19 protein-coding genes are annotated in these 26,647 nt (G+C 65.8%); 8 read left to right on the plus strand and 11 right to left on the minus strand.

Features of this window, described 5'->3' with window-relative positions; all coding sequences use genetic code 11:
• Nucleotides 1-39: 39 nt before the first annotated feature.
• Nucleotides 40-591, plus strand: a complete 552-nt coding sequence (locus ACZK3W_RS14500) for a DUF2939 domain-containing protein (RefSeq protein WP_071227460.1) — start codon at nt 40-42, stop codon at nt 589-591.
• A gap of 129 nt (nt 592-720) precedes the next feature.
• Here the strand turns inward: ACZK3W_RS14500 and ACZK3W_RS14505 are convergent, their stop codons facing one another.
• From ACZK3W_RS14505 to ACZK3W_RS14515, 3 genes are all read right to left on the minus strand, one after another.
• Nucleotides 721-1,665, minus strand: coding sequence for a 5'-nucleotidase (locus tag ACZK3W_RS14505; protein WP_005417414.1), 945 nt, complete (start codon nt 1,663-1,665; stop codon nt 721-723).
• 47 nt (nt 1,666-1,712) lie between these two features.
• A complete protein-coding gene (locus tag ACZK3W_RS14510) occupies nt 1,713-2,486 on the minus strand; it encodes an NAD kinase (protein ID WP_006376667.1) in 774 nt (257 codons plus the stop codon).
• 269 nt (nt 2,487-2,755) lie between these two features.
• A complete protein-coding gene (locus ACZK3W_RS14515; protein ID WP_197615071.1) occupies nt 2,756-7,732 on the minus strand; it encodes an NAD-glutamate dehydrogenase domain-containing protein in 4,977 nt (1,658 codons plus the stop codon).
• Nucleotides 7,733-7,982: 250 nt separating this feature from the next.
• Between ACZK3W_RS14515 and ACZK3W_RS14520 the strand changes: the two genes are divergently transcribed.
• From ACZK3W_RS14520 to ACZK3W_RS14530, 3 genes are read left to right on the plus strand one after another with little or no spacing between them, the layout of a single operon-like run.
• Nucleotides 7,983-8,639, plus strand: a complete 657-nt coding sequence (locus tag ACZK3W_RS14520; protein WP_032127669.1) for a TetR/AcrR family transcriptional regulator — start codon at nt 7,983-7,985, stop codon at nt 8,637-8,639.
• The gene (locus tag ACZK3W_RS14525) at nt 8,639-9,907 is read left to right on the plus strand and encodes an efflux RND transporter periplasmic adaptor subunit (protein WP_197615070.1); all 1,269 of its coding nucleotides are present in this window, start codon (nt 8,639-8,641) and stop codon (nt 9,905-9,907) included. The genes ACZK3W_RS14520 and ACZK3W_RS14525 overlap by 1 nt, the downstream gene beginning before the upstream one ends.
• Nucleotides 9,908-9,922: 15 nt before the next feature.
• Nucleotides 9,923-13,096, plus strand: a complete 3,174-nt coding sequence (locus ACZK3W_RS14530; RefSeq protein ID WP_107433071.1) for a multidrug efflux RND transporter permease subunit — start codon at nt 9,923-9,925, stop codon at nt 13,094-13,096.
• A 139-nt stretch (nt 13,097-13,235) separates the two neighbouring features.
• On the opposite strand, the gene ACZK3W_RS14535 is transcribed toward ACZK3W_RS14530, so the two are convergent.
• A complete protein-coding gene (locus ACZK3W_RS14535; protein WP_080355173.1) occupies nt 13,236-13,499 on the minus strand; it encodes a hypothetical protein in 264 nt (87 codons plus the stop codon).
• Nucleotides 13,500-13,654: 155 nt separating this feature from the next.
• Complete coding sequence (locus ACZK3W_RS14540) at nt 13,655-14,803, minus strand: acyl-CoA dehydrogenase family protein (RefSeq protein WP_197615069.1); 1,149 nt, start codon at nt 14,801-14,803, stop codon at nt 13,655-13,657.
• Between the two features lie 153 nt (nt 14,804-14,956).
• Between ACZK3W_RS14540 and ACZK3W_RS14545 the strand changes: the two genes are divergently transcribed.
• Genes ACZK3W_RS14545 through metH form a run of 3 tightly spaced genes read left to right on the plus strand, consistent with a single transcriptional unit; the run spans nt 14,957 to nt 19,733 of the window.
• On the plus strand, nt 14,957-15,886 hold the full coding sequence (locus ACZK3W_RS14545) for an ArsR/SmtB family transcription factor (protein WP_032127664.1): 930 nt from the start codon (nt 14,957-14,959) through the stop codon (nt 15,884-15,886).
• 13 nt (nt 15,887-15,899) lie between these two features.
• Nucleotides 15,900-16,991, plus strand: a complete 1,092-nt coding sequence (locus ACZK3W_RS14550) for a homocysteine S-methyltransferase family protein (protein ID WP_197615068.1) — start codon at nt 15,900-15,902, stop codon at nt 16,989-16,991.
• Between the two features lie 57 nt (nt 16,992-17,048).
• Nucleotides 17,049-19,733 carry a methionine synthase gene (metH, locus tag ACZK3W_RS14555; protein ID WP_197615067.1) on the plus strand — a complete coding sequence of 895 codons (2,685 nt, stop codon included), beginning with the start codon at nt 17,049-17,051 and terminating at the stop codon, nt 19,731-19,733.
• 212 nt (nt 19,734-19,945) lie between these two features.
• On the opposite strand, the gene ACZK3W_RS14560 is transcribed toward metH, so the two are convergent.
• From ACZK3W_RS14560 to ACZK3W_RS14585, 6 genes are all read right to left on the minus strand, one after another.
• Nucleotides 19,946-22,018 carry an acyltransferase family protein gene (locus ACZK3W_RS14560; protein WP_197615066.1) on the minus strand — a complete coding sequence of 691 codons (2,073 nt, stop codon included), beginning with the start codon at nt 22,016-22,018 and terminating at the stop codon, nt 19,946-19,948.
• Between the two features lie 48 nt (nt 22,019-22,066).
• Nucleotides 22,067-22,756, minus strand: a complete 690-nt coding sequence (locus tag ACZK3W_RS14565) for a DUF2058 domain-containing protein (RefSeq protein ID WP_180845361.1) — start codon at nt 22,754-22,756, stop codon at nt 22,067-22,069.
• Nucleotides 22,757-22,766: 10 nt separating this feature from the next.
• The gene (locus ACZK3W_RS14570; protein WP_019660397.1) at nt 22,767-23,006 is read right to left on the minus strand and encodes a SlyX family protein; all 240 of its coding nucleotides are present in this window, start codon (nt 23,004-23,006) and stop codon (nt 22,767-22,769) included.
• Nucleotides 22,999-24,348 carry a UDP-glucose dehydrogenase family protein gene (locus ACZK3W_RS14575; protein WP_032127659.1) on the minus strand — a complete coding sequence of 450 codons (1,350 nt, stop codon included), beginning with the start codon at nt 24,346-24,348 and terminating at the stop codon, nt 22,999-23,001. Before ACZK3W_RS14575 ends, ACZK3W_RS14570 begins: the two co-directional genes overlap by 8 nt.
• Before the next feature lie 23 nt (nt 24,349-24,371).
• Nucleotides 24,372-25,349 carry an FKBP-type peptidyl-prolyl cis-trans isomerase N-terminal domain-containing protein gene (locus ACZK3W_RS14580; protein ID WP_019337358.1) on the minus strand — a complete coding sequence of 326 codons (978 nt, stop codon included), beginning with the start codon at nt 25,347-25,349 and terminating at the stop codon, nt 24,372-24,374.
• Nucleotides 25,350-25,445: 96 nt separating this feature from the next.
• On the minus strand, nt 25,446-26,033 hold the full coding sequence (locus ACZK3W_RS14585; RefSeq protein ID WP_019337359.1) for a glutathione peroxidase: 588 nt from the start codon (nt 26,031-26,033) through the stop codon (nt 25,446-25,448).
• Between the two features lie 368 nt (nt 26,034-26,401).
• Here ACZK3W_RS14585 and ACZK3W_RS14590 point away from each other — a divergent pair, with 368 nt between their 5' ends.
• Nucleotides 26,402-26,647 (plus strand): hypothetical protein, encoded by a 246-nt coding sequence (locus ACZK3W_RS14590; protein WP_080355172.1) that lies wholly within the window; start codon nt 26,402-26,404, stop codon nt 26,645-26,647.

The raw sequence follows: 26,647 nt of genomic DNA on the forward strand, positions 1-26,647 counted from the left end.
TTCACCCCATGCTGCTGCGGTTGCGGCAGTCTGGGCGGCATGAAGAAACTCACCGCACTCGTTGGGCTGCTGGTCCTGGCCTTGGCCGCCTGGTGGTTCGGCGGCCCGTACATGACCGTCAATGGCCTGTCCAAGGCCATTGAGCAACGCGACACCGCGCGCCTGGAGCGTTACGTCGATTTCCCGCGCGTGCGCAGCAGCCTGCGCGCGCAGCTCAATGACTATCTGGTGCGCCAAGCCGGCCCGGATGTGGCGGCCAGCCCGTTCGGTGCCCTGCTGTACGGGCTGGGCGACCAGCTTGGTGGTGCCGCGGTGGACACCATGGTGACCCCGACCGGGATCGGCGCGATGCTGCAGGGTCACGTGCTGTGGAAGCGCGGCCGCAATGAACTGCAGGGCGGCGATGCCTTCGGCGCGACCGAACCCGCGCGGCCGCTGAAGCATGCCGAACATCATTTCGAAGCGCTGGACCGCTTCGTGATCGATGTCGATCGCGGCCCCGGCCAGCCGCCGATGAAGGTGGTGCTGGAACCGCAGGGCCTGCGCTGGAAGGTGGTGGACCTGCAGCTGGGGATGTCGGGCAGCCCGTGACCGGACCCGTGGCCTGACGGCAATGCCAACCAAGGTTGGCGACTACCGGGGTACAGCGCTCTGGTAGATGCCCACCTTGGTGGGCATGCATCCAGAACAGCGCCAACCAAGGTTGGCAACTACCAGACCCTATCCTTCGTTGGCGACACCATGTGGTACGTGGCCGGCGGCTACATGCTCTCGGGCGCTGTCGATGTTGTGCTGCGAATCATCGAAGAAGATGTCGGCGCCGAACGCCTGCAGGAACGGTCCCTTGTGGCGGCCACCGAGGAACAGCGCCTCGTCCAGGCGCACGCCCCACTCGCGCAGGGTGCGGATCACCCGCTCGTGCGCCGGCGCCGAACGCGCAGTCACCAGCGCGGTACGGATCGGTGCGCTGTCACCGGCCGGAAACACTTCCTGCAGCGTGTGCAGCGCCGACAGGAAGCCACGGAACGGACCGCCGCTGAGCGGCTCGCGGGCGCGTTCGCGCTCGTGGCGGCCAAAGGCTTCCACGCCCTGCTCGCGCGAAATGCGCTCACTTTCGTCACCGAAGATCACCGCGTCACCGTCGAAGGCGATGCGCAGCTGACCGGCCGGGCGACCGGTATCGATCTGGTCGGCCGCCGCGGCGGCGGTTTCGCCAGGCGGCTTGGGCAGGATGGTCGCCGCCGCGATGCCATGGCGCAGCGCGCTGCGCACCGATTCGGGGTTGGCCGACAGGAACAGGTCGGTACCGAACGGCTTCACGTACGGCCAGGTCGGCTCGCCGGCGGTGAACGTCGCGCGGATGATGCCCAGGCCGTAGTGCTGGATCGAATTGAAGATACGCAGGCCGGTGTCGGCCGAATTGCGCGATAGCAGGATCACCTCGACCCGCGGATTCTCCGGGCTGGCGCCCTGGTTCAGCGCCAACAACTTGCGCACCACCGGGAAGGCCACGCCGGGCCCGAGGATATCGTCCTCGTGCTGGCGCTGGAATTCGGCATAGGCCGCCACGCCATCGCTCTCGAACAGCGCATGGCTTTCCTCGAGGTCGAACAGGGCGCGCGAGGTCACCGCGACGGTCAGCAAACGGGGGGAGTTGTCGCCCATCGGTGGGGGTCCTTCAAGCGGTCGGCGGGGCCGGCCGCCTATTGTCGTCAAAAAACGAACTGTTCGCTCAGGATCCGGTCTTCCAGGTTGTGCTCCGGGTCGAACAGCAGGGTCACGCGGCGGTCCTTCGACTCGCGGATGGTCACCTCGACCACGTCGCGGGTCTCGTGCGAATCCGCTGTAACGCTGACCGGGCGCTTGTACGGATCAAGCACGCGGAAACGCACCTCGGTGTCGGCCTTGAGGATCGCCCCGCGCCAGCGTCGCGGCCGGTAAGGGGCCAGCGGCGTCAGCGCGATGGTGTGCGAGCCCAGCGGCAGCACCGGTCCGTGCGCGGAATAGTTGTAGGCGGTACTGCCTGCCGGGGTGGCCACCAGCACGCCGTCTCCGATCAGTTCGGCGACACGTTCCTGGCCGTTGAGGTCGATGCCGATATGCGCCGCCTGCCGGGTCTGGCGCAGCAGCGACACATCGTTGTAGGCCAGCGAACCGGTACTGGTGCCCGACTCGGTCAGCGCCACCATTTCCAGCGGGCGCAGGTTGGCCGGTTCGGCACGGGCAATGCGGGCCTGCACGTCGTCGTCGCCACGGTACTGGTTCATCAGGAAGCCGACGGTGCCCAGTTTCATGCCGAATACCGGCTTGCCCAGGTGCCCGTGCCGATGCAGGGTCTGCAGCATGAAACCGTCGCCGCCCAGCGGGCACAGCACGTCCGCCTGCTCCGGCGCGTGATCGCCATAGCGCGAGACCATCGCGGCGCGGGCCATCTGCGCGGGCTCGGTGGTGCTGGCCAGGAAAGCGATGCGGGGGGTGTCGCTCATCGGTGGATCCGGGGGGGACTGGTGAAGAGCATAACCGAGCGCCGGGGGGTGGACCGCGCGGGGCGGATGACCGGCGTCGGGTCAGTGATCGCAGAAAAACAGGCAGAAACAGAACGGCCCCGCTTTCGCGGGGCCGTTCCTCCAACTGCTGCAGATCAGGAGCCCCCCTGAGTCAGGGGGGCGCGCCAACGGCGCGGGGGTCTGGGAGCATGGTTGGCATGGGGCCCACGGTTTGCAGAGCAAACCGTGGGGCGTCAGCGCGAATGCGCTTACGCACCATGCGCGGCCAGCTGGCCCAGGCGCTGCACCGCGACCGAGACGGTCGGGTAGTCCAGGGTCTTCTGCTCGGCCAGTTCGGCCAGCATCGCCAGGGTGAAGCGCAGGCTGTTGTCGTCGCGCCCCATCCAGGCCGCCACCTTCGCTTCAGCACTGCTGCCCTTGGTGCCCAGCACCTGGCCCGCCAGGTTGCGGTGGTTGGCGGCCAGCTCGTCACGCAGCACGCCACGTGCCACGGCGTGCCAACGGCCATTGACCTCCAGCGCGTCGACCTGCTCGAACAGCCACGGCAGCTGCAGGGCGTCGCCCAGGCGGAAGTGAACCTTGGACACGTCCACCGGCTTCAGCTTGCGGGTGCGGGCCAGTTCGATGATGTCGAACGCCGGCTCCAGGAAGTGCAGTTCGGCCAGCTGCTGCGCCAGCGCGGACGGCAGGCCCTTTTCCTTCCACTCGGCCACCAGGGCTTCGTAGGTCGGACGCTGCGAATCCGGCAGCACACCCGAAGCAACGCGGATGTCGTTGAACGGACCCTGGTAGCGGTTGACCGCTTCGGTGATGCCCGGCATCGCGCCCGGGCGCGACAGCAGCCAGCGCACGAACGAGCGCTGCAGCTTCCAGATCACTTCCAGTGCATCGATCTGCACCGACTCCGGCACCTTGCCGTCGAGGGCATCGATCTGCGCCCACAGCGCGCGTGCATCCAGCGTTTCACGGCTGATGGTGTAGGCCTTGGCGACCTCGGCGATGGAACGACCGGTGTCTTCCTGCATGCGCATCAGGAAGGTGGCGCCCATGCGGTTGATGGTCTGGTTGGTCACGGCCGTGGCGATGATTTCGCGCTTCAGGCGGTGACGCTCCATTGCGTCGGCGTACTTCTTCTGCAGCGGGGTCGGGAAGTAGCGCTGCAGCTCCTTGGACAGGTACGGATCTTCCGGAATGTCCGAATCCAGCAGCTGGGCGAACGCCACCAGCTTGGAGTAGGACAGCAGCACCGACAGCTCCGGACGGGTCAGGCCCTGGCCGCGTGCCTTGCGCTGCGACAGCTCGGCATCGGACGGCAGGAACTCGATCTGGCGATCAAGCAGGCCCTGCTGCTCCAGGGTACGGATGAAGTGCTGCTTGGAACCCAGGCGCTTGACCGCCATCCGCTCCATCAGGCTCAGCGCCTGGTTCTGGCGGTAGTTGTCGTTGAGCACCAGCTCGGCGACTTCATCGGTCATCGAAGCCAGCAGCTTGTTGCGCTGCTCGACGGTCAGCTTCTTGGCCCGCACCACATCGTTGAGCAGGATCTTGATGTTGACTTCGTGGTCGGAGGTGTCGACACCGGCCGAGTTGTCGATGAAGTCGGTGTTGAGCAGCACGCCGGCCTGGGCGGCTTCGATGCGGCCCAGCTGGGTCATGCCCAGGTTGCCGCCCTCGCCCACCACCTTGCAGCGCAGCTCGCCACCGTTCACGCGCAGCGCGTTGTTGGCGCGGTCGCCGACATCGCTGTGCTGCTCGCTGGCGGCCTTGACGTAGGTACCGATGCCGCCGTTCCACAGCAGGTCGACCGGTGCCTTCAGGATCGCGCTCATCAGGTCGTTCGGCGACAGCGCCTTGACGTTCTCGTCCAGGCCCAGCACTTCACGCACCTGCGGGGTGATCTCGATCGACTTCAGGGTACGCGGGTACACGCCGCCGCCCTTGCTGATCAGCTTGGCATCGTAGTCCGCCCAGCTCGAACGCGGCACGGTGAACAGGCGCTCACGTTCGACGAACGTGGTGGCTGCATCCGGGTTCGGGTCCAGGAAGATGTGGCGGTGATCGAACGCGGCGACCAGGCGGATGTGGCGCGACAACAGCATGCCGTTGCCGAACACGTCGCCGGACATGTCGCCGACGCCGACTGCGGTGAAGTCCTGGCTCTGGCTGTCACGGCCCAGCGCACGGAAGTGGCGCTTGACCGACTCCCACGCACCGCGTGCGGTGATGCCCATGCCCTTGTGGTCGTAACCGACCGAACCACCGGAGGCGAAGGCATCGCCCATCCAGAAGCCGTGCGCGATGGCCAGGCCGTTGGCAATGTCGGAGAAGGTCGCGGTGCCCTTGTCGGCAGCCACCACCAGGTACGGATCGTCCATGTCGTGTCGCACGACATCCACCGGCGGCACGATCTTGTTGTTGACGATGTTGTCGGTGATGTCCAGCAGGCCCTGGATGAACAGCTTGTAGCAGGCCACGCCGTTGGCGAAGATCGCGTCGCGGTCGCCGTTCACCGGCGGGGTCTTGGCGAAGAAGCCGCCCTTCGCGCCGACCGGCACGATGACGGTGTTCTTGACCATCTGCGCCTTGACCAGGCCCAGTACTTCGGTACGGAAGTCTTCGCGACGGTCCGACCAGCGCAGGCCACCACGGGCGACCGCGCCGAAGCGCAGGTGGGTACCTTCCACGCGCGGGCCGTAGACGAAGATTTCGCGGTACGGGCGCGGCTTCGGCAGGTCCGGCACCAGCGCCGAATCGAACTTGAAGCTGATGACATGGCCGTGCTGGCCGTTGGCATCGGTCTGGTAGTAGCTGGTACGCAGGGTCGCGTCGATCACGCCCATGAACGAGCGCAGGATGCGGTCCTCGTCCAGGCTGGACACGCGGTCCATCAGCTTCAGCAGCGCATCGCGCGCGGCCTGCATCTGCGCGTCGCGGTCACCCTTGCGGGCGTCGACCACGGTCTTGAGCACCTTCAGGGTGGCGTCGTCGCCAGCGGCCAGCACATCGAAGTGGGCCTTCAGCTGGGCCTGGCCGGCGGCGATATCGTCCTTGCTTTCCTGGCCGGTAGCCGGATCGAAGCGGGCTTCGAACAGCTCGACCAGCAGGCGGGCCAGCAGCGGGTAGCGCGCGAAGGTGCCTTCCACGTAGGCCTGCGAGAACGGCACGCCAGTCTGCAGCAGGTACTTGCAGTAGCCACGCAGCATGGCGACCTGGCGCCAGTGCAGGCCAGCGGCCAGCACCAGACGGTTGAAGCCGTCGTTCTCGGCATCGCCGTGCCAGACGCGGGCGAAGGTCTCGCCGAAGGCTTCATCGACGCTGGCGGCATCGATCGCGCCGGCGGTCGACTCGACCTCGAAGTCCTGCACGTACACCGGCGCGTTGTCGACCGACAGGCGGTACGGACGCTCGGCGATCACGCGCAGGCCCATGTTTTCCATCATCGGCAGCGCGTCCGACAGCGGAATGTCGTCCAGCTGGCGATACAGCTTCAGGCGCAGGCCATCGCCGCTTTCGCGCGGCACGGCCTGCAGGCTCAGGCGCAGGTCGTCCGGGCCGGTCAGGGCATCGAGCTGGCTGACATCGTTGGCGGCAACGGCGGTGCTGTTGTCTTCGATGTAGCCGGCCGGCAGTGCCTTGCCGATACGGGCAGCAATGCGCAGGCCTTCGGTTTCGCCGTGGCGGGTCACCAGCGCTTCGCGCAGGTCGTCCTGCCAGTTGCGCAGCACCTGGGCCAGCTTCTGCTCCAGTTCGGCGGTATCGACGTCCAGCATTTCGCCCGGCTTCGGGCGCACGATCAGGTGCACCTGGGCCAGCGGCGATTCGCCCAGCACCACCGAGCTGTCCACGTACTCGCCGTGCAGCGCGTCCTTCAGCATCGCTTCGATGCGCAGGCGCACGTCGGTGTTGAAGCGCTCACGCGGCAGGTAGACCAGCGCGGAGATGAAACGGCTGTACTTGTCGCGGCGCAGGAACAGGCGGCTGCGCACGCGCTCCTGCAGGCCCAGCACGCCCATGGCAGTGCGGAACAGTTCGTCCTCGCTGGACTGGAACAGTTCTTCGCGCGGCAGGGTTTCCAGGATGTGGCGCAGGGCCTTGCCGCTGTGGCTGGCCGAGGCCAGGCCCGACTGCTTCATCACGTGCTCGTGGCGCTGGCGCACCAGCGGGATTTCCCACGGGCGACGGTTGTAGGCGCTGGAGGTGAACAGGCCGAGGAAGCGCTGCTCGCCGATGATCTTGCCCTTGGCGTCGAATTCCAGCACGCCGATGTAGTCCATGTAGCCGGCGCGGTGCACGCGCGAACGGGCATTGGTCTTGGTCAGGATCAGCGCGTCCTTCAGCCCGGACGTGGTGTTCAGGCCCTGCGCGGCCAGGGTCTTGACCGGACGGGCGGCGGACTTGTCCTTGCCGCGCATCAGGCCCAGGCCGGTGTCGTTCAGCGGCGCCAGCACCTCTTCCTTGCCCTGCTTCTCGACGCGGTACTCGCGGTAGCCGAAGAAGGTGAAGTGGTTGTCGGCGGCCCAGCGCAGGAATTCCTGTGCTTCCTTGCGCGACGCGTCGTCGACCGGCAGCTGGCGGCTGCCCAGGTCGTCGGCCAGCGCCAGTGCCTTGTCCTTCATCGGCTGCCAGTCGCGCACGATCGCACGCACTTCGTCCAGCGCCTTGCTGATGGCCTGCTCGATGGCCGCCATGGCTTCGGCCGGCTGGCGGTCGATCTCCAGCAGCATCACCGACTCGGCATCACCCTCGCCGACCTTGACCAGCTTGCCGGCCTTGTCGCGGGTGAAGCGCAGCACCGGGTGGCCCAGCACGTGGACGCCCACGCCCTGTTCGGCCAGCGACATGGTGACGGTATCGACCAGGAACGGCATGTCGTCGTTGACGATCTGCAGCACGGTGTGCGGCGATTCCCAACCGTTGGCCTTCGCGGTCGGATTGAACACGCGGACGTTGGCCTTGCCGGCCTTGCGGGCACGGGCGAATTCCAGCGTCTCAGCCGCGAGCGCGGCCCACTCTTCAGCGCTGTGGTGCGGGAACTCGTCCGACTCCATGCGCTTGTAGAAGTCAGTGGCGAAGGCCACCGCTTCGGCCTGTGCGGCCGCGGGGTAACGCTTGCGCAATGCCGTGTACACCGGCTCCAGGGAGAAACCAGCGGTCACTGCGACCTCCGACTCTGCTGGTTTGGTCTTGTTTTTCACGGTCTTGGCTGCGGTTTTTTGCGGTTTCATGGCAGAGCGATGCGCTTGCTCAGTTGGGAAAATGAAATTGTAGCCCTACCGCACGAAAAGGCCTTGCTGCAGGACGGAATAACCAGATTCGGGTTTGCTGCGGTTTAGACGCCTATTCAGTTCGCACCGGTATGGTGCTGGCGCGCGCTTCAGCACTGCCGACAGGATCGGCAAAGCGTGTTACCGGAAGACACACGCGGCGACGCCGATTCGATTCCACAATCCTGAACTGGACGGTATAGTCCACCGCGTGAACCCGGCCTACCTCCCCGTTGCCCTCGACGCACGCGATGAGCGCGTGTTCGATGCCGTGCGCGAGCTGTTGGCCCAGCAGGGCATGCAGATGAGCATGGACGCGGTGGCCCAGCATGCCGGCTGCTCCAAGCAGACCCTGTACTCGCGCTACGGCAACAAGCAGGAACTGCTGCGCCGGGTGATGCAGCGCCATGTCGGCCACGCTACCGGAGCCATGGTTCGTGCACTCCGCACTGACGACCTGCGTGCCAGCCTGCTCCAGTTCGCCACCGACTTCCTGGAGCATTTCAACCAACCGCACGTAGGGCAGGCCTGTCGGCTGATCGCCGCCGACGCGGCCCAGTTTCCCGAAGAGGCGCGTACGCTGTACCGGCATGGCGCCGGCGCGCTGACGCTTCATCTTGCTGAATGGATTGAAACCGTTTGCATGCGTGGCCAGCTCCGGCATGACGACCCGCACTTCATGGCCGAACTGCTGCTGAGCATGATCGCCGGTCAGGATTTCGACAAACAGCGTTTCCATACCCCCCATCGTGATGACGCGCAGCTGCGTCGGCGCTGGGCAGAGTTCTCCGTCGACAGCTTCCTGCGCGCCTTCGCGCCTCAGCCGTCGGCGGCCCCGTCTTCAAACCAACCCCGGAGTTCCTCCTGATGACCGCCCCACTCCGCACCCTTGCCTTGACGTGCGCCGTTGCTGTCGCGCTGGCTGCCTGCAAGAAGCCGGAACAGCAGACGCCCCCGCCGCCGGAGGTGGGCGTGATCGACGCCAAGCCGCAGACCCTGCCGCTGCAGCGTGAGCTGGTCGGCCGCCTGTCGCCGTTCCGCAGCGCCGACGTCCGCGCGCGCGTGCCGGGCGTACTGCTCAAGCGCGTCTACCAGGAAGGCTCGCAGGTCAAGCAGGGCCAGCCCCTGTTCCTGATCGACCCGGCGCCGCTGCGTGCTTCGCTCAACGCCTCCGAGGCACAGCTGGCCTCGGCCCGCGCGACCTACGCCAATGCCAAGGTCGCCGCCGACCGCGCACGTTCGCTGGCCCCGCAGCAGTTCGTCTCCAAGGCCGACCTGGACAATGCCGAATCGGCCGAGCGCACCGCGCTGGCCGCGGTCAAGCAGGCCGAAGCATCGGTGACCTCCTCGCGCATCAACCTGGGCTACACCGAAGTGACCGCACCGATCAGCGGCGTGGCCAACAAGCAGCAGGTCACCGAAGGTGCGCTGGTCGGCCAGGGCGATGTGACCCTGCTGACCACCGTTGACCAGCTCGACCCGCTGTACGTCAACTTCTCGCTGAGCGTGGACGAGCTGACCCAGCTGCGCGCGCAGCAGGCCAAGGGCGCGCTGGCGCTGTCCGGCGACGGCAAGGCCACGGTCAACGTCAAGCTGGCCGACGGCAGCACCTACAGCGAGCCGGGCACGCTGGACTTCTCCTCGACCACGGTCGACCCGGCCACCGGCGCGGTGTCGCTGCGCGCGCTGCTGCCGAACCCGCAGCAGATCCTGCTGCCCGGCGCCTTCGTCAGCTTCCAGGCCAACCTCGGCGAGCGCAACAACGCCTACCTGGTGCCGCAGCAGGCGCTGCTGCGCGACACCACCGGCGGCTACGTGATGGTGGTCGGTGCCGACGGCAAGGTGGTGCGCAAGAACGTGAAGACCGATGGCGCGCAGAACGGCAACTGGCTGGTCAGCGACGGCCTGGCCGCCGGTGACAAGGTGATCGTGGCCGGCGTGCAGAAGGTCAAGGAAGGTGCGCCGGCGGTGGCCAAGCCGTGGCCCCCGGGGCAGGACGCCAACGGCAAGCCTGCCGCAGGCGGCGCCGCTCCGGCGGGCGCAGCACCGGCCGCAGGCAAGGCACCGGCCGACGCGGCCAAGCCCGAGCAGGCCGATGCGGCCAAGCCGGCCGCCACCGATTCGAACAAGCAGTAACGGGAACCTTCCGTCATGCCTAAATTTTTCATCGAACATCCAGTCTTCGCCTGGGTGGTTGCGATCCTGATCTCGCTCAGCGGCGTGATCGCGATCCTCAACCTGGGTGTGGAGTCCTATCCCAACATCGCCCCGCCGCAGGTCACCGTCTCGGCGACCTACCCGGGTGCCAGTGCGGACACCACGGAGAAGTCGGTCACCCAGGTGATCGAGCAGCAGCTGACCGGTATCGATCACCTGCTGTACTTCAGCTCATCGTCCGCTTCCAACGGCCGCGCGCAGATCACCCTGACCTTCGAGACCGGTACCGATCCGGACATCGCCCAGGTGCAGGTGCAGAACAAGGTCTCGCTGGCCACGCCACGCCTGCCTTCGGAAGTGACCCAGCAGGGCGTGGTGGTGGCCAAGGCCAACGCCGGCTTCCTGATGGTGATCGCGCTGCAGTCCGATACGCCGGCCATCAACCGTGACGCCCTGAACGACATCGTCGGCTCGCGCGTGCTCGACCAGGTCTCGCGTATTCCCGGCGTCGGCAGCACCCAGCAGTTCGGTTCCGAGTACGCCATGAACATCTGGCTCAACCCGGAGAAGATGCAGGGTTATGGCCTGTCAGCCAGCCAGGTGCTCGCCGCGGTGCGTGCGCAGAACGTGCAGTTCGCTGCCGGTGCGCTGGGTTCGGACCCGTCTCCGGAAGGCCAGCACTTCACCGCCACGGTCTCGGCCGAGGGCCGCTTCAGCTCGCCGCAGGAGTTCGAGAACATCATCCTGCGGGCAAATCCGGACGGTTCGCGGGTGCTGATGAAGGACATCGCCCGCGTTGCCTTCGGTGCCAACAACTACGGTTTCGACACCCAGTACAACGGCAAGCCGACCGGTGCCTTCGCCATCCAGCTGCTGCCGGGCGCCAACGCCCTGAACGTGGCCGATGCGGTGCGCGCCAAGATGGACGAGCTGCAGCCCAGCTTCCCGTCCGGGGTGACCTGGTTCTCGCCGTACGACAGCACCACCTTCGTCAAGATCTCCATCCAGGAAGTGGTCAAGACACTGTTTGAAGCAGTGTTCCTGGTGTTCCTGGTGATGCTGATCTTCCTGCAGAACTTCCGCGCCACGCTGATCCCGACCCTGGTCATCCCGGTGGCCCTGCTCGGCACCTTCCTGGGCATGTGGATGATCGGCTTCACGATCAACCAGCTGACCCTGTTCGCGATGGTGCTGGCGATCGGCATCGTGGTCGATGACGCGATCGTGGTGATCGAGAACGTCGAACGCATCATGACCGAGGAAGGCCTGGCGCCGAAGCCGGCCACGCAGAAGGCGATGACCCAGATCACCGGCGCGGTGGTGGCGATCACCGTCGTACTGGCCGCGGTGTTCATCCCGTCCGCCCTGCAGGGCGGTGCCGCCGGTGAGATCTACAAGCAGTTCGCGCTGACCATCGCCATCTCGATGGCGTTCTCGGCGTTCCTGGCTCTGGGCTTCACCCCGGCGCTGTGCGCGACCTTCCTCAAGCCGACGCACAACGACAACCCGAACATCATCTACCGCACCTTCAACAAGTACTACGACAAGATCAGCCATACCTATGTGGGGCACATCACTTCGGCGGTGCGCCATGCACCGCGCTGGATGATCCTGTTCGTGGTGCTGACCGCACTGTGCGGCTTCCTGTTCACCCGCATGCCGGGCAGCTTCCTGCCGGAAGAAGACCAGGGCTATGCGCTGGCGATCGTGCAGTTGCCGCCGGGCTCGACCAAGGGCCAGACCAACGAAGTGTTCGCGCAGATGCGTGGCATCCTGGAAAAGCAGGATGGCTATGAAGGCATGCTGCAGGTGGCCGGTTTCAGCTTCGTCGGTTCCGGCGAGAACGTGGGCATGGGCTTCATCCGCCTGAAGCCATGGGAGGAACGCAAGTTCACCGCGCCCGAGTTCATCCAGAACATGAACGGCGCGTTCTACGGCATCAAGGAAGCGCAGATCTTCGTGGTCAACCTGCCCACCGTGCAGGGCCTCGGCCAGTTCGGCGGCTTCGACATGTGGCTGCAGGACCGCAGCGGTGCCGGCTACGAGCAGCTGACCCAGGCGCGCAACATCCTGCTTGGCCAGGCTGCTCAGAAGCCCGATCATCTGGTGGGCGTACGCCCGAACGGCCTGGAAAACGCCCCGCAGCTGCAGCTGCATGTCGACCGCGTGCAGGCGCAGTCGATGGGCATGTCGGTGTCGGACGTGTACAGCACCATCCAGCTGATGCTGGCCCCGGTGTACGTGAACGACTTCTTCTACGAAGGCCGCATCAAGCGCGTGACCATGCAGGCCGATGGTCCGTACCGCACCGGCCAGGAATCGCTGAAGAGCTTCTACAGCCCCTCCAGCCTGACCAAGAACGCCGATGGCACCAGTTCGATGATCCCGCTCAATACGGTGGTCAAGTCCGAATGGGTGTCGGCACCGCCGTCGCTGAGCCGCTACAACGGCTACTCGGCGATCAACATCGTCGGCTCGCAGGCCCCGGGCACCAGCTCGGGTGAAGCGATGCAGACCATGGAAGGCATCGTCAACGACGATCTGCCGGCCGGCTTCGGCTACGACTGGTCGGGCATGTCCTACCAGGAAATCCTGGCCGGCAACGCGGCGACGCTGCTGCTGGTGCTGTCGATCGTGGTGGTGTTCCTGTGCCTGGCCGCGTTGTATGAAAGCTGGTCGATCCCGGTGGCAGTGCTGTTGGTGGTGCCGCTGGGCGTGCTTGGCGCCCTCGGCCTGTCGATGCTGCGTGGCCTGCCGAACGATCTGTTCTTCAAGATCGGCCTGATCACCGTGATCGGCCTGGCCGCGAAGAACGCGATCCTGATCGTCGAGTTCGCGGTGGAACAGCGCGCAGCAGGCAAGACCCTGCGCGATGCCACCATCGAAGCGGCCCGCCTGCGCTTCCGCCCGATCCTGATGACCTCGTTCGCGTTCATCATGGGCGTGATTCCGATGGCGATCTCCACCGGCGCCGGCGCCAACTCCCGCCACGCCATCGGTACCGGCGTGATCGGCGGCATGCTGTTCGCCACCCTGCTCGGCCTGCTGATGATCCCGGTGTTCTTCGTGGTCGTGCGCCGCATGCTGGGTGACAAGCTGGATGAGTCCTCCAAGGAATTCATGGAGCGCCAGCGTGACGCGGAAGCCGCGCATCGTCCGGATCGTTGATCCGGTGGTGAGTTGAAACGAAAAGGCCCCGGAGCGATCCGGGGCCTTTTCATTCGTGCCATGAAGCCGGTAGTCGCCAACCTTGGTTGGCGCCGCTGGATCCATGCCAACCAAGGTTGGCGCATGCCAAGCCGGCGTCTCAGCGCAGCAGTGCAACCACCACGCACACCACCACGAGAGCCAATGCAGCCCATTGCATCGGCACAAAGAAGAAATGATGGGGTGCAGCCATACCCTTCTGCCGGGGCGCACGGTTGAGCCACAAACCCAGCAATACGTTCACCGCTGCGCCGATGCCTGCACCCAACAGAACCTGGGGCAGCGGCGTGTTGCCCCTGGAGCCTTCATGCGGAAAGAAGTACGCCAGCAGCAGGATGGCTGCAATCGGCGTCACCAGCGTCATGAATCCCCAACCTCGATAGATCATCTTTGCAGACCGCGTAAAAACCGGCTTGCATTGGACCAGATCGGGTATCGCTCGGCCAAGAAGACCGTGTATCCACGCATGGCGTGGATCTACTGGCCGCGCCGCCGTTGCAGCGGCGCGGCCGGTCGAACTCAGCGCAGCCCGGTCTCGTTGCGGGCGATCACCAGGCGCTGGATTTCCGAGGTGCCCTCGTAGATCTCGGTGATCTTGGCATCACGGAAGTAGCGCTCCAGCGGCATTTCCTTCGAATACCCCATGCCGCCATGAATCTGCACGGCCTGGTGGGTGATCCACATCGCCGCTTCCGAGGCGGTCAGCTTGGCCACCGCCGCTTCGGTGCTGAAGCGCTTGCCCTGGCCCTTCACCCACGCCGCGCGCAGGGTCAGCAGCAGCGCCGCGTCCAGCTTGCACTTCATGTCGGCGATCTTGGCCTGGGTCATCTGGAAGGTACCAATGGCCGCGCCGAACGCCTTGCGCTCCTTCACGTACGCCAGGGTCGCTTCATAGGCGGCACGGGCGATGCCGATGGCCTGCGAGGCGATACCGATGCGGCCAGCATCGAGCACGCTCATGGCGATCTTGAAGCCCTCGCCTTCCTGGCCCAGCACGTCTTCAGCCTGCGCCACGTAGTCGTTGAACTCGATCTCGCAGGTGGCCGAAGCGCGGATGCCGAGCTTCGGCTCCGTCTTGCCGCGACCGAAGCCCGCCTTGTCGGTATCGATGATGAAGGCGGTGATGCCGCGCGCGCCCTTCTCCGGCTCGCTCATTGCGAACAGCACGATGTACTTGGCCACCGGGCCGGAGGTGATCCAGCTCTTCTTGCCGTTGATGACGAAGGTGCCATCGGCCTGCTTCACTGCACGGCAGCGCATGGCGGTGGCGTCCGAACCGGACTGCGGCTCGGTCAGCGCGAACGCGCCGATGGCCTCGCCTTCGGCGATGGCACGCACGTAGGTCTGCTTCTGTTCCTCGGTACCGTGGGTGAGGATGCCGTTGCAGAACAGCGAGTTGTTGACCGACATGATGGTCGAATGGGCTGCGTCGGCGGCGGCGACCTCCACCATCGCCAACACGTACGCCACCGGGTCCATGCCCGCGCCACCGTATTCGGTCGGCACTTCGATGCCCATCAGGCCGTTTTCGCCCAGCAGGCGGATGTTGTCCAGCGGGAACTCGCCGGTGCGGTCATGGTGCTCCGCGCTGGGGGCGATCTTTTCCTGCGCGATGCGCCGCGCCACGTCCTGCAGCATCAACTGCTCTTCAGTAAAGCTGAAATCCACAACACCCTCCCGGGTACATGAAGTTATGGGCCGCGCACCGCGCGCCCAGGTGCCTCGATTGTACCGGGGCCCGCCAGTTTCCGTACGCCAGCGACTTGACCGCGGCAGGCCTTCTCAGCGAATATATCTCTATATCGCGATAGGTAGATATTTATGGATCTGGAAGACTGGTCGACCCGCCTCAAGGTGTTCGCCGATGCCACCCGCGTGCGCCTGCTGGCGCTGCTGGAGCAGGAGGAACTGACCGTGGCCGAACTGTCGGCGATCACCCGGCTGGCACAGCCACGGGTATCCACCCACCTGGCGCGCCTGAAGGAAGCCGGCCTGGTCCGCGACCGCCGTGCGGGCGTGTCGGCCTATTACCGCTTCGACGAGGCCCAGCTGGACCCGGCGCAGCGTGCATTGTGGCATGCCTTGAGCAATGGAAGCGACGACCCCTTGCTGCGGCAGGACGCTGAACGTGTCGCCGCCGTGCTGGCCCACCGTGCCTCCGACCAGAACTGGGCCGACAGCGTGGCCGGCGACATGGAGCGCCACTATTCTCCCGGCCGCACCTGGGAAGCCCTCGCGCGTACCGCGTTGCCGCTGCTGGAGACCGGCGACGTGCTGGACATCGCCTCCGGTGACGGCGTGCTGGCCGAACTCGTCGCCCCGCATGCCAAGCGCTACATCTGCATCGATACCAGCGCGCGCGTGGTTGCCGCCGCCAGCGAGCGCCTGCGCCGCCTGCCCAATGTGGAAGTGCGCGAGGGCGACATGCATGCGCTGCCGTTCAAGGACGGCAGCTTCGACCTGGTGGTGCTGATGCATGCGCTGACCTACGCCAGCAAACCGGCGCAGGCGGTGACCGAAGCCGCGCGCGTGCTGCGCTCCGGCGGCCGCCTGCTGCTGTGCAGCCTGGCCCGCCACGAGCACAAGGCGGCGGTGGAGGCCTACGGCCACGTCAACCTCGGCTTCAGCGACAAGGAGCTGCGCAGGTTCGTCGACAAGGCCGGCCTGCAGGTATCCAGCCTGGAGACGGTCACCCGCGAAAAGCGTCCGCCGCACTTCGAAGTGATTTCACTGATCGCCAACAAGCCCTGAGCCCGAGATCGCCATGCCTGCCCTGCCCTGGTTGCATCCTGATCGTGCCAACGCCCTGCTCGACGCCCTGCGCGAGCGGATCCTGATCATCGACGGCGCGATGGGTACGATGATCCAGCACCATGGCCTGCAGGAAGATGACTACCGCGGCGAGCGCTTCGCCGGTGGCTACGATCATGTGCATGGCCCCGCTTGCGACCACGCCGTGCAGGAAGGGCATGACCTGAAGGGCAACAACGATCTGCTGCTGCTGACCCGGCCGCAGATCGTCGCCGACATCCATACCGCCTACCTGGAAGCGGGCGCGGATCTGGTCGAGACCAACACGTTCAACGCCACGTCGGTCAGCCAGGCCGACTACCACCTCGAACACCTGGTGTACGAGTTGAACAAGGCTGGCGCAGCGGTGGCACGCGCCTGCTGCGATACGGTAGCTGCAACCACACCAGGCAAGCCACGCTTCGTGATCGGGGTGATCGGCCCGACCAGCCGCACCGCCTCGATCAGTCCCGATGTCAACGATCCGGGCTTTCGCAACACCAGCTTCGACGAGCTTCGCGACACGTACCGCGAAGCCATTGACGGCCTGATCGACGGCGGCGCCGACACCATCATGGTCGAGACCATCTTCGACACGCTCAATGCCAAGGCCGCGCTGTATGCACTGGAGGAGGCCTTCGATGCACGCGGCGCAAGGTTGCCCGTGATGATCTCCGGCACCATCACTGATGCCTCGGGACGCACGCTGTCCGGGCAGACCGCCGAGGCCTTCCACGCGTCGCTCGCGCATGCGCGCCCATTGTCGATCGGCCTGAACTGCGCACTGGGTGCCGATGCGATGCGCCCGCACGTGGAAACCCTTTCGCAGGTCGCCGACTGCTACGTCAGCGCGCACCCCAACGCAGGCCTGCCCAATGCCTTCGGCGAGTACGACGAGACGCCCGAGGACATGGCCAGCACCCTGCGCGGTTTCGCCGAGGATGGCCTGTTGAACCTGGTCGGTGGCTGCTGTGGCTCCACCCCTGACCACATCCGCGCAATCGCCGAGGCCGTGGCCGGGCTGCCGCCGCGCGCCCTGCCCGGTGTCCAGGAGCAGGCCGCATGAATGTCGCCGCCACCGTTCCGCACTTCCCGCCCTATTGCTGTTGAGCTGACGCCTGCCATGACGCCTGTCCGCCCTACCCGCCTGTCCGGCCTGGAGCCTCTGGTCATCACTCCGGACCTGCTGTTCATCAACGTCGGCGAACGCACCAACGTCACCGGCAGCGCGCAGTTCCGCAAGCTGGTCAAGGAAGGCCGCTACGAAGAAGCGGTGGACGTGGCCCGCCAGCAGGTGGCCAGCGGTGCGCAGATCCTCGACGTCAACATGGACGAGGGCCTGATCGATTCGGAAGCGGCGATGACCCGCTACCTCAACCTGATCATGTCCGAGCCGGACATCGCCCGTATTCCGGTGATGGTCGACTCCTCCAAGTGGAGCGTGATCGAGGCCGGCCTGAAGTGCCTGCAGGGCAAGAGCGTGGTCAATTCGATCTCGCTGAAGGAAGGCGAGGCGCCGTTCCGCGAGCACGCACGCAAGGTCCTGCGCTATGGCGCGGCCGCGGTGGTGATGGCATTCGACGAAAGCGGCCAGGCTGACACCTGCGCACGCAAGGTCGAGATCTGCACCCGCGCCTACCGCATCCTGGTCGACGAGATCGGCTTCCCACCGCAGGACATCATCTTCGACCCGAACATCTTCGCCGTCGCCACCGGCATCGAAGAGCACGACAACTATGCGGTGGACTTCATCGAAGCCACCCGCATCATCAAGCAGACGCTGCCGCACTGCCATGTGTCCGGCGGTGTTTCCAACGTCTCGTTCTCGTTCCGCGGCAACGAAACGGTGCGCCAGGCCATCCACTCGGTGTTCCTGTACCACGCCATTGCCGCCGGCATGGACATGGGCATCGTCAACGCCGGCGCCATGCCGATCTACGACGAACTGGAACCGGAACTGCGCGAGCGCGTGGAGGATGTGATCCTCAACCGCCGCAGCGATGCCACCGAGCGCCTGCTGGAAATCGCCGAGCGCTACAAGGGCAAGAAGGGCGCGGCGAAGACCGAAGACCTCGCCTGGCGCGAGAAGCCGGTGGCGCAGCGCCTGGCGCACGCGCTGGTGCACGGCCTGGATGCCTTCGTGGAAGAAGACACCGAACTGGCCCGGCAGGCGTCCAGCCGCCCGCTGGACGTGATCGAAGGTCCGTTGATGGATGGCATGAACGTGGTCGGCGACCTGTTCGGCGCCGGCAAGATGTTCCTGCCGCAGGTGGTGAAATCCGCGCGCGTGATGAAGAAGGCCGTGGCCTACCTGCTGCCCTACATCGAGGCCGAGAAGGCGCGCAGTGGCGACACCGCCAAGAGCAACGGCAAGATCATCATGGCCACGGTGAAGGGTGATGTGCATGACATCGGCAAGAACATCGTCGGCGTAGTCCTGGCCTGCAACAACTTCGAGGTGGTCGACCTTGGCGTGATGGTGCCGGCGCAGAAGATCCTCGATGCCGCGCGCGAGCACAACGCCGACCTGATCGGCCTGTCCGGCCTGATCACTCCATCACTGGAAGAGATGAGCCACGTGGCCCGGGAGATGCAGCGCCAGGGCTTCGACCTGCCGCTGCTGATCGGTGGAGCGACCACCTCGCGCGCGCACACCGCGCTGAAGATCGACCCACATTACAAGGCGCCCACGGTGTGGGTGAAGGACGCCTCGCGCGCGGTCGGCGTGGCCCAGTCGCTGATCTCGCGTGACCTGCGCGAGGCCTTCGTAGCCGCCAACGAGGCCGACTATGCCGAGATCCGCGCGCGCCATCGCAACCGTGGCGATGCCAAGCGCCTGGTTTCGCTGGAACACGCGCGTGGGCAGAAGTTCCAGGGCGGCTGGGACACCTACACGCCGCCGGCACCGAACCAGCCCGGCCTGCACGTATTTGACGACTACCCGCTGGCCGAACTGGTCGACTACATCGACTGGACGCCGTTCTTCCAGGCCTGGGAGCTGGCCGGCAAGTTCCCGGCCATCCTCACCGACGAGATCGTCGGCACCCAGGCCAGCGATCTGTACAGGGACGCCCGCGCGATGCTTGAGCGCATCGTCAATGAGAAATGGCTGACCGCCAAGGCCGTGTTCGGCCTGTGGCCGGCCAACAGCATCGGCGACGACGTGCGCGTGCAGCACCCGCAGGGCGAGACCACCCTGCACTTCCTGCGCCAGCAGGTGGACAAGCCGGCCGAGCGCCCGGATTTCTGCCTGGCCGATTTCATCGCCCCGGCCGACAGCGGCAAGCAGGATTGGATCGGCGCCTTCGCCGTCACTGCCGGCATCGGCATCGACGCGCACGTAGCGCGCCTCGAAGCCGACCACGATGACTACAACGCGATCCTGCTGAAGGCCCTCGCCGACCGTTTCGCCGAAGCGCTGGCCGAGCGCCTGCACCAGCGCGTGCGCATCGATTTCTGGGGCTACGACCATGCCGAGACACTGGACAACGAGGCACTGATCGACGAGCAGTACAGCGGCATCCGCCCGGCACCGGGTTACCCCGCCTGCCCGGAGCACAGCGAGAAGCGCCGCCTGTTCGACCTGCTGCAGGCCGAAGCCAACGCCGGCATGGAACTGACCGAGAGCTTCGCGATGCTGCCTACGGCGGCCGTTTCGGGCTACTACTTCAGCCATCCGCAGAGCCAGTACTTCGTGGTCGGCCGCCTCAGCCGCGAGCAGGTCAGCGACTACGCCCGCCGCAAGGGCGTGGACCGCGCCCAGGCCGAGCGCTGGCTGGCCTCCAACCTCGACTACGACCCCGAATGACACAAAATGGGGACGGAGGGGATTAAGTCGTTTTGGGCACAAACGACTTAATCCCCTCCGTCCCCTTTTCGCTTCATCATTGCGCTGGGCTTTGACGGTTTCTCGTCCGGTGTCGTTTGCCCTGGTCGGCGCACTGCTGTGCTTCTTCGCACCGAGCCTGCCACTGATCCGCGCACGCCGGAGCCGCTTCAAGGCCTGACGCCGGCGCGGTCCTACTGCTGCAGCAGTACCTGCTGCAGCGACGGCAGCAGCACACGGTTGCCATGCGCGCTGAGGTGATCGCCATCGAAGAACAACGGCCGGCCATCGCGCTGCGCCGGGCACAGCACGTCATCACACAGCACCGGCATCGGATCCCACAGCACACCCCCTGGCAGGCCATCGACCACCTGCTGCAGGCTGCCCAGCATCGGCGCACGCAGCGTTTCCATCGCCTCACGCGTGCTGTCCAGGCCGTTGCGGCAGACCTCGTTGCGTGAATTGAAGCGGTCAGAGCAGCGATACGGCGGCGCCGGCAGCACCGGTTTGGGCGCCTCCAGCACAATTCGCACACCGCGCTCGGCCAACGGTTTCCACTGGGTGATCGCCTCGGCCACTTCGGCCTCGCGTCCTGCAGTGGCTTCCGGGGTCAGCTCGCCCGCCAGCTGCGCCTGCGCATCGAACAATACGAACTGATCGGACAAGCGCGGTATCCGCAGCGACACCAGCACCACGGCATCACCTGGCTGCGCACGCTGCGTGACATCGGCGAGCATCGCTGCGTCGAAATCACTGCAACCGGCACCCGCGCCGCGCCACTTCTGCAGGCTCACCTGCGGGCATCCACCACGACCGTAGAGAATTACCTCCGAGCCACTCTCAAGCGCCAGCCGCTGCAGCAGCTCGATGTAGGCCATTGCATGCGAATCGCCAGCAACGAACACCTGCTTCGGCGCACCGGCAGACGCCGGCCGATCGCAGTCACCACGCGCATAGGTCCGCATGCTGCCACCTTCGAAGCGTCGCTTGGTGGTCACCAGGCTGCAGTCAGGATAGTCGCCTGCCACGCTCTTGCCGTTGGGATACCAGTCGCCGGGATGCCGACTGACCGTGCTCAGTGATATCCGCGGTGCCTGCAGGTACAGCAGCGTCTGGGTGCCGGCCGCGACCAGCAGCACAGCCGAACCTGCCAGCACCCAGCGACCCGGGCGCAGACGCTGCGCCAAGGGGCCCCGGAACGGTTGCTCCACCCAACGCCACGACAACCACGACAGCAGCAGCACCAGCGCCATCGCAGCGCTCATCTGCAGGGGTGTCTGCAGGCCCACGGTCCAGCGCATCAGCACGAATACCGGCCAGTGCCACAGATACAGCGAGTACGACAGCAGGCCGATGGAGCGCATCGGCCTGCTGGCCAACAGGCGTGCCACCCAGGACCGGGGATGATGATGCAGCGCCCACAGCAGGCCTGCCGCAGCAAAGGTCGGCAGCAGGCCATCAGGCCACGGCGAACGTCCGGCCCGTGCGGTCCACAATGCCCAGCACAGCAAGGCCAGCGCCACCATCGCGAGCAGCGAGAACACGGGCGCAGCGCGCTTCAGTGCAATCGTCGTCACCGCATCCACTGGCTGGCGAACATGCAGCAGCTGGAACAGCAGTACGCCAACGCCCAGCTGCCACAGCCGCGTAGTGGTGGCGTAGAACGCCCACGATGGCGGCGCCTCGCGCAGGCCCAGCACCGCCGCATGCAGCAGCGACGCCGCACTGACCACGGCAAACAGGCCAAGGCTGATCCAGCGCCCGCGCGCGCCGCGCGCCCAGGCCAGGAACAGCAGCGGGAACAGCAGGTAGAACTGTTCCTCCACGCCCAGCGACCAGGTATGGGTATAGGGATTGAATTCGGCCTTGGGCGCGAAATAGTCGTTGCCGATCAGCGCCAGCACCCAGTTGCTGAAGCCGAAGAATGCCATCAGCCCGGTCTTGTCACTGGCCTCGCTGAGCCAGGACTCGGGAATGAACAGCACGCTGCCGACGGCGGTCAACAGCAGGCAGCTGATCAGCGCAGGTGCGATGCGGCGGATGCGACGCGAATAGAAGCGCAGCATCGACTGCCACAGCGACAACGGCGGCAGCCGGTGCACCGACGCGCTGACCACGAACCCGGAAATGACGAAGAACACGTCTACGCCGGTGAACCCGCCCGGCAACCAGGCCGGGTCCAGGTGGAACACGATGACGGCCAGCACGGCAATCGCGCGCAGGCCGTCAATGTGCGGCACGTAGCCGCGGCTTGGATCAGCGGTCATCCCTTCCCCCCAACCGCGGAGGCAGTGCCGTCCGCGGTGGTTGCGCCTTTACCAGACCAGGTCGTCCGGCACCTGGTACTGCGGATCCGCATACGGATCTTCCTCGGCCGGCGCATTCGGATCGACCTTCAGCGCCACCGAGGCAGCGAACACCGCCTCGGACTGTGCCAGCACGTCGGCCGTTACCAGCAGGTAGCGGCCATTGAGCTGGACCACACCCAGCTCACCGGCATTGAGCGCGGTCAGCTGTTCGGCGGTCACATAGATGCGCTTGATCTTGCCGCCATACGGGAAGTGGCGGGCGATGTCCGCTGCCTCGGCGTTGAGGCTCTTGTCCTTCAGCAGTTCTTCCAGCTTGGCCTTTGCCTCGCGGCGCACGCGTGCTTCTTCCTGCTTCAGGCGCTCGGTCTCGATGCGCTCTTCCTTCTCCCGCTGCGCCCGGATGGCATAGGCCTTGGCCAGATCCATCTCTTCGGTGCTGCGCGGCTTGCGCGGGCCCTGCTGGCTCTGGCCACCGCGCGCATGCCCGCCGGGCTTGCCCGCGCCATGGCCCTGCCCACGACGCTCACCGGGCTTGTGCTCGCCCTTGCCTGCGCCCTGCGGCTTTCCATTGCCGTTGCCGTTGCCACCCTTGCCCTGCGGGCGGCCATCACGGCGGGGGCCATCATTCTTGCGCTCGGGCTTGGGCGCGGGCTTGAAGCCCAGGCCCATCAGCTGGTCGCGGAGGGTATCGCTCATAGGATTCGGATCAGTAGTGCGGCGGCGGCGGTTCGCTCGCCGGATCGGAAGAATTCAGTGCGTTGCGGACCTTGCCCAGGTCTTCCAGCAGCACGCGCAGCACATCGGCGTTGCGCATGCCCTGCATGCGGGCATCAGCCAGCGCGTCGCTCAGCTCGGCCAGCGCCTGTTCCTGGAAGGACACGCGCATTTCCAGCTCGACCAGGCGCGCTTCCAGCGCCTGCTCGCGTTCAGTGGGCAGATCAGACATGCAACGAGCGCCCCCGGCCAATGCCGTAGTACGCAAGACCTGCGGCTTCCACTTCGCCCGGCTCATACAGGTTGCGGCCGTCGAACACCGCCGCATCCTTCAGCTGCTCGCGCAGCTTCTGGAAGTCGGGGCTGCGGAACTGCTTCCACTCGGTGACCACCACCAGCGCGTCGGCACCCTGCAGCGCTTCATCGGCACTGTTGCAGAACACCAGGTCATCGCGTTCGCCGAAGATGCGCTGCGACTCGTGCATCGCCTCCGGATCGTAGGCACGCACCGTCGCACCGCCTTCCCACAGCTGCGCCAGCAGTCGACGGCTGGAGGCCTCACGCATGTCGTCGGTGTTCGGCTTGAAGGCCAGACCCCATACGGCGAAGGTCTTTCCACGCACGCCCTCGTCCTCGCCCTTGTCGTAATGACGCTGGATGAGGGCAAACAGATGGCCCTTCTGCGCATCGTTGACCGCTTCAACCGCATTGAGCAGCTTCGGCTCAAGGCCATACTGCTGGGCGGTACGGGCCAATGCCTGCACGTCCTTGGGGAAGCACGAGCCGCCGTAACCGGCACCCGGATAGATGAAGTGCCAGCCGATGCGTGGATCCGAACCAATGCCTTGGCGGACCTGCTCGACATCGGCACCGACGCGTTCAGCGATGTTGGCGATTTCATTCATGAACGAAATCTTGGTCGCCAGCATCGCATTGGCGGCGTACTTGGTCAGTTCGGCCGAACGCACGTCCATTTCCACCACGCGGTCGTGGTTGCGGTTGAACGGCGCGTACAGGCGACGCATCACCGCCACCGACTCTTCGTTCGCCGCACCGATGATGATGCGGTCCGGGCGCATGCAGTCCGCAACCGCATCGCCTTCCTTCAGGAATTCCGGGTTGGACACCACGTCGAAGGCGATGTCCGCGCCACGCGCGGCCAGCTCTTCGGCAATGGCGGCACGCACCTTGTCGGCGGTGCCGACCGGCACCGTCGACTTGTTCACCACCACGGTCGGCACACTCATGTGCCGACCAATGGTCCGGGCTACGGCAAGCACGTATTGAAGATCGGCACTGCCATCCTCGTCCGGCGGCGTACCAACGGCGATGAACACCACCTGGCCATGATCGATGGCGGCCGCGGCATCCGTGGTGAACGCCAGCCGCGCTGCGGCATGGTTGGCCTTCACCATCGGCTCCAGGCCGGGTTCATAGATCGGGATGATGCCCTGGTTGAGGCCATCCACCTTGGCCTGGTCGATATCGACACAGACCACCTGATGACCAACATCGGCCAGGCAGGTACCGGTCACCAGTCCAACGTAGCCGGTACCAAAAATCGCAACGCGCATATCCGTATTCGCTCCTGAATGACTTACGGCAGAACGCCCAGCAGCTCGACGTCGAACGTCAGAGTCGCGTTCGGGCCGATCGGGCCGCCCGGGGTGCCGTTCTCACCGTAGGCGAGTTCGCCCGGGATCCAGAAGCGGTACTTCGAACCGACCGGCATCAGCGCGACGCCTTCGGTCCAGCCCTTGATCACCTGGTCCAGACCGAACTCGGCCGGCTGGCGGCCGTAGGAACTGTCGAACACGGTGCCGTTGAGCAGCTTGCCTTCGTAGTTCACGCGCACCTTGCTGCTCGGCAGCGGGCGCTCGCCGCTACCCGGGCGGATCACCTGGTACTGCAGGCCCGACGAGGTGGTCACCACGCCCGGCTGGGTCTTGTTCTTGGCCAGGAATGCGTTGCCTTCCGTGCGGTTGGTCTGCGCAGCCTGGGCGGCCTTGGCCTGCATTTCAGCCTGCTTGGCCCCCATGAAGGCCTGGATGGTGGCGGTCGCGTCAGCTTCCGTCATCTTCGGCTGGCCCTTGGTCAGGCCGGTGCTGATTGCGTCAAACAACGAGGCGACATCGATATCGTCCTTCAGCTGCGCCAGCGACGGACCCACCGAGTAGGAGCCGATCATCTGCGACACCTTGACGCGGTCGACCTTCGGCGGCTGCGAGCCCGGTGCCACGCCCGGCACCTGCTGGCCGCTGCGGGCCATCACGACCTGGCGCAGGGCGGCATCGGTGGCCTTGGCCTGTTCCTGGGTGATCTGCGGCTGCAGGCCCTCGAACGAACGCTCAACGGCGGTGCGCAGGGCGGCCACATCGATCTCATCGGCGATCGGGGTGAACGACTTGGCGACATCAAGGCCGATGGCGTAGCCGAGCTTCTGCTTGGGGGAATTCAAGGTTGCGGTCTCCTTGGCGGCTGCGGGGGCAGCCGGTTGTTGCGACAGAGCGACACCCGAAGTGCCCATCGCCAGAATCAGAACCGACGCCGCGGCGCCGCGCATTCCCATCTTCATTCGCTGCATTCCTGGAAGTGTCTGGGCGCCGACGTCGGCGCGAAAAGAAACATTGTCGCACGCATGCCGTCGATGTCGAGGCATGCGTGCTGGATATCAATGCGTGGCGGCTGCCGCCAGCGCCTTGTCGATGGCCGCGGTCAGCTGCGGATCGTCCGGCGTCACCTTGCTGGCGAACTGGGCAATGACCTTGCCATCGCGGCCCACGAGGTACTTGTGGAAGTTCCAGGCCGGCGCAACGCCAGTCGCTGCGGTCAACCGCTGGTACAGCGGCGTGGCCTGCGTGCCGACCACATGCACCTTCTCGAACATCGGGAACTTGACGCCGTAGGTCAGGGTGCAGAAGTCCTGGATCTGCTTCTCGTCACCCGGTTCCTGGCCCTTGAAGTCATTGGAAGGAAAGCCCAGCACCGCAAAACCGCGGCCTGCATAGCGCTTCTGCAGCGCCTCCAGCCCTTCGTACTGCGGCGTGTAGCCACACTTGCTGGCGGTATTGACCACCAGCAGCACCTGCCCGTGATAGCGCTGCTGCAGATTCACCTGCTGCTTGCTGGCCAACGGCCGGTATTCCAGATCGAGCAGGTCGGCCGCCAGCGCACTGGCGGAACCGGCGGCGCCGGCCACCATCAGGGCCAGCAGGGACAGGCCGCGCAGGCGGCACGGGGAAACGGTCGGCAGGGGCATCAGAGGCGGTCCGCGGTAGCCATTCACAAGGCCCGGCCAGTGCTGGCCGGGAATCGGCCGAACTATAGCACCGGGCTCTGGAGCCCCTGATGGCACAGGTCCATTCCGGGCTTTGCGCGGCGTGGCGAATGTGCTGCCCGGGCGCCATCGAAGGCGCAGTGATGACATAGCATGGACATCACTGAATGGAAGGCCGCCCCGAAAATCCCCTTGCAGAAGATTCATTTCCCTTTTAAATCAATCGACTAAAGGGATGTTTCAGCAATCTGACCACCCCTGCCATCAGTTGGGGACGGCAAGGGGTTGCACGTAGGCGTGCCGGTGTTATAGTTGCATACAACACCAGTCACCTGAGACAGGGGGAAGCCATGAACGTCCGGATCCGTCGCAACCTCACCGCACCCGCGGCCGTCGCTGTTTCGACCCTGCTCGTGCTGGCCTGGTGGGCCACGCCCACCGCCCCTGTTTCCGCCGCTGCTGAAAGTGCGCAGGACGCGACTCTCTCCCCCGCAGGGAACGCCCCCTCCTCCTCCCCCCCTCCCCCGCGTCGGCTGCACAGCGCGCTGTCCATGCCGTATTTCTCGTTCGCCCAGCCGCTGACCCCACGGAGCTGA

The organism is Stenotrophomonas sp. 80084_Sma (assembly GCF_056481995.1).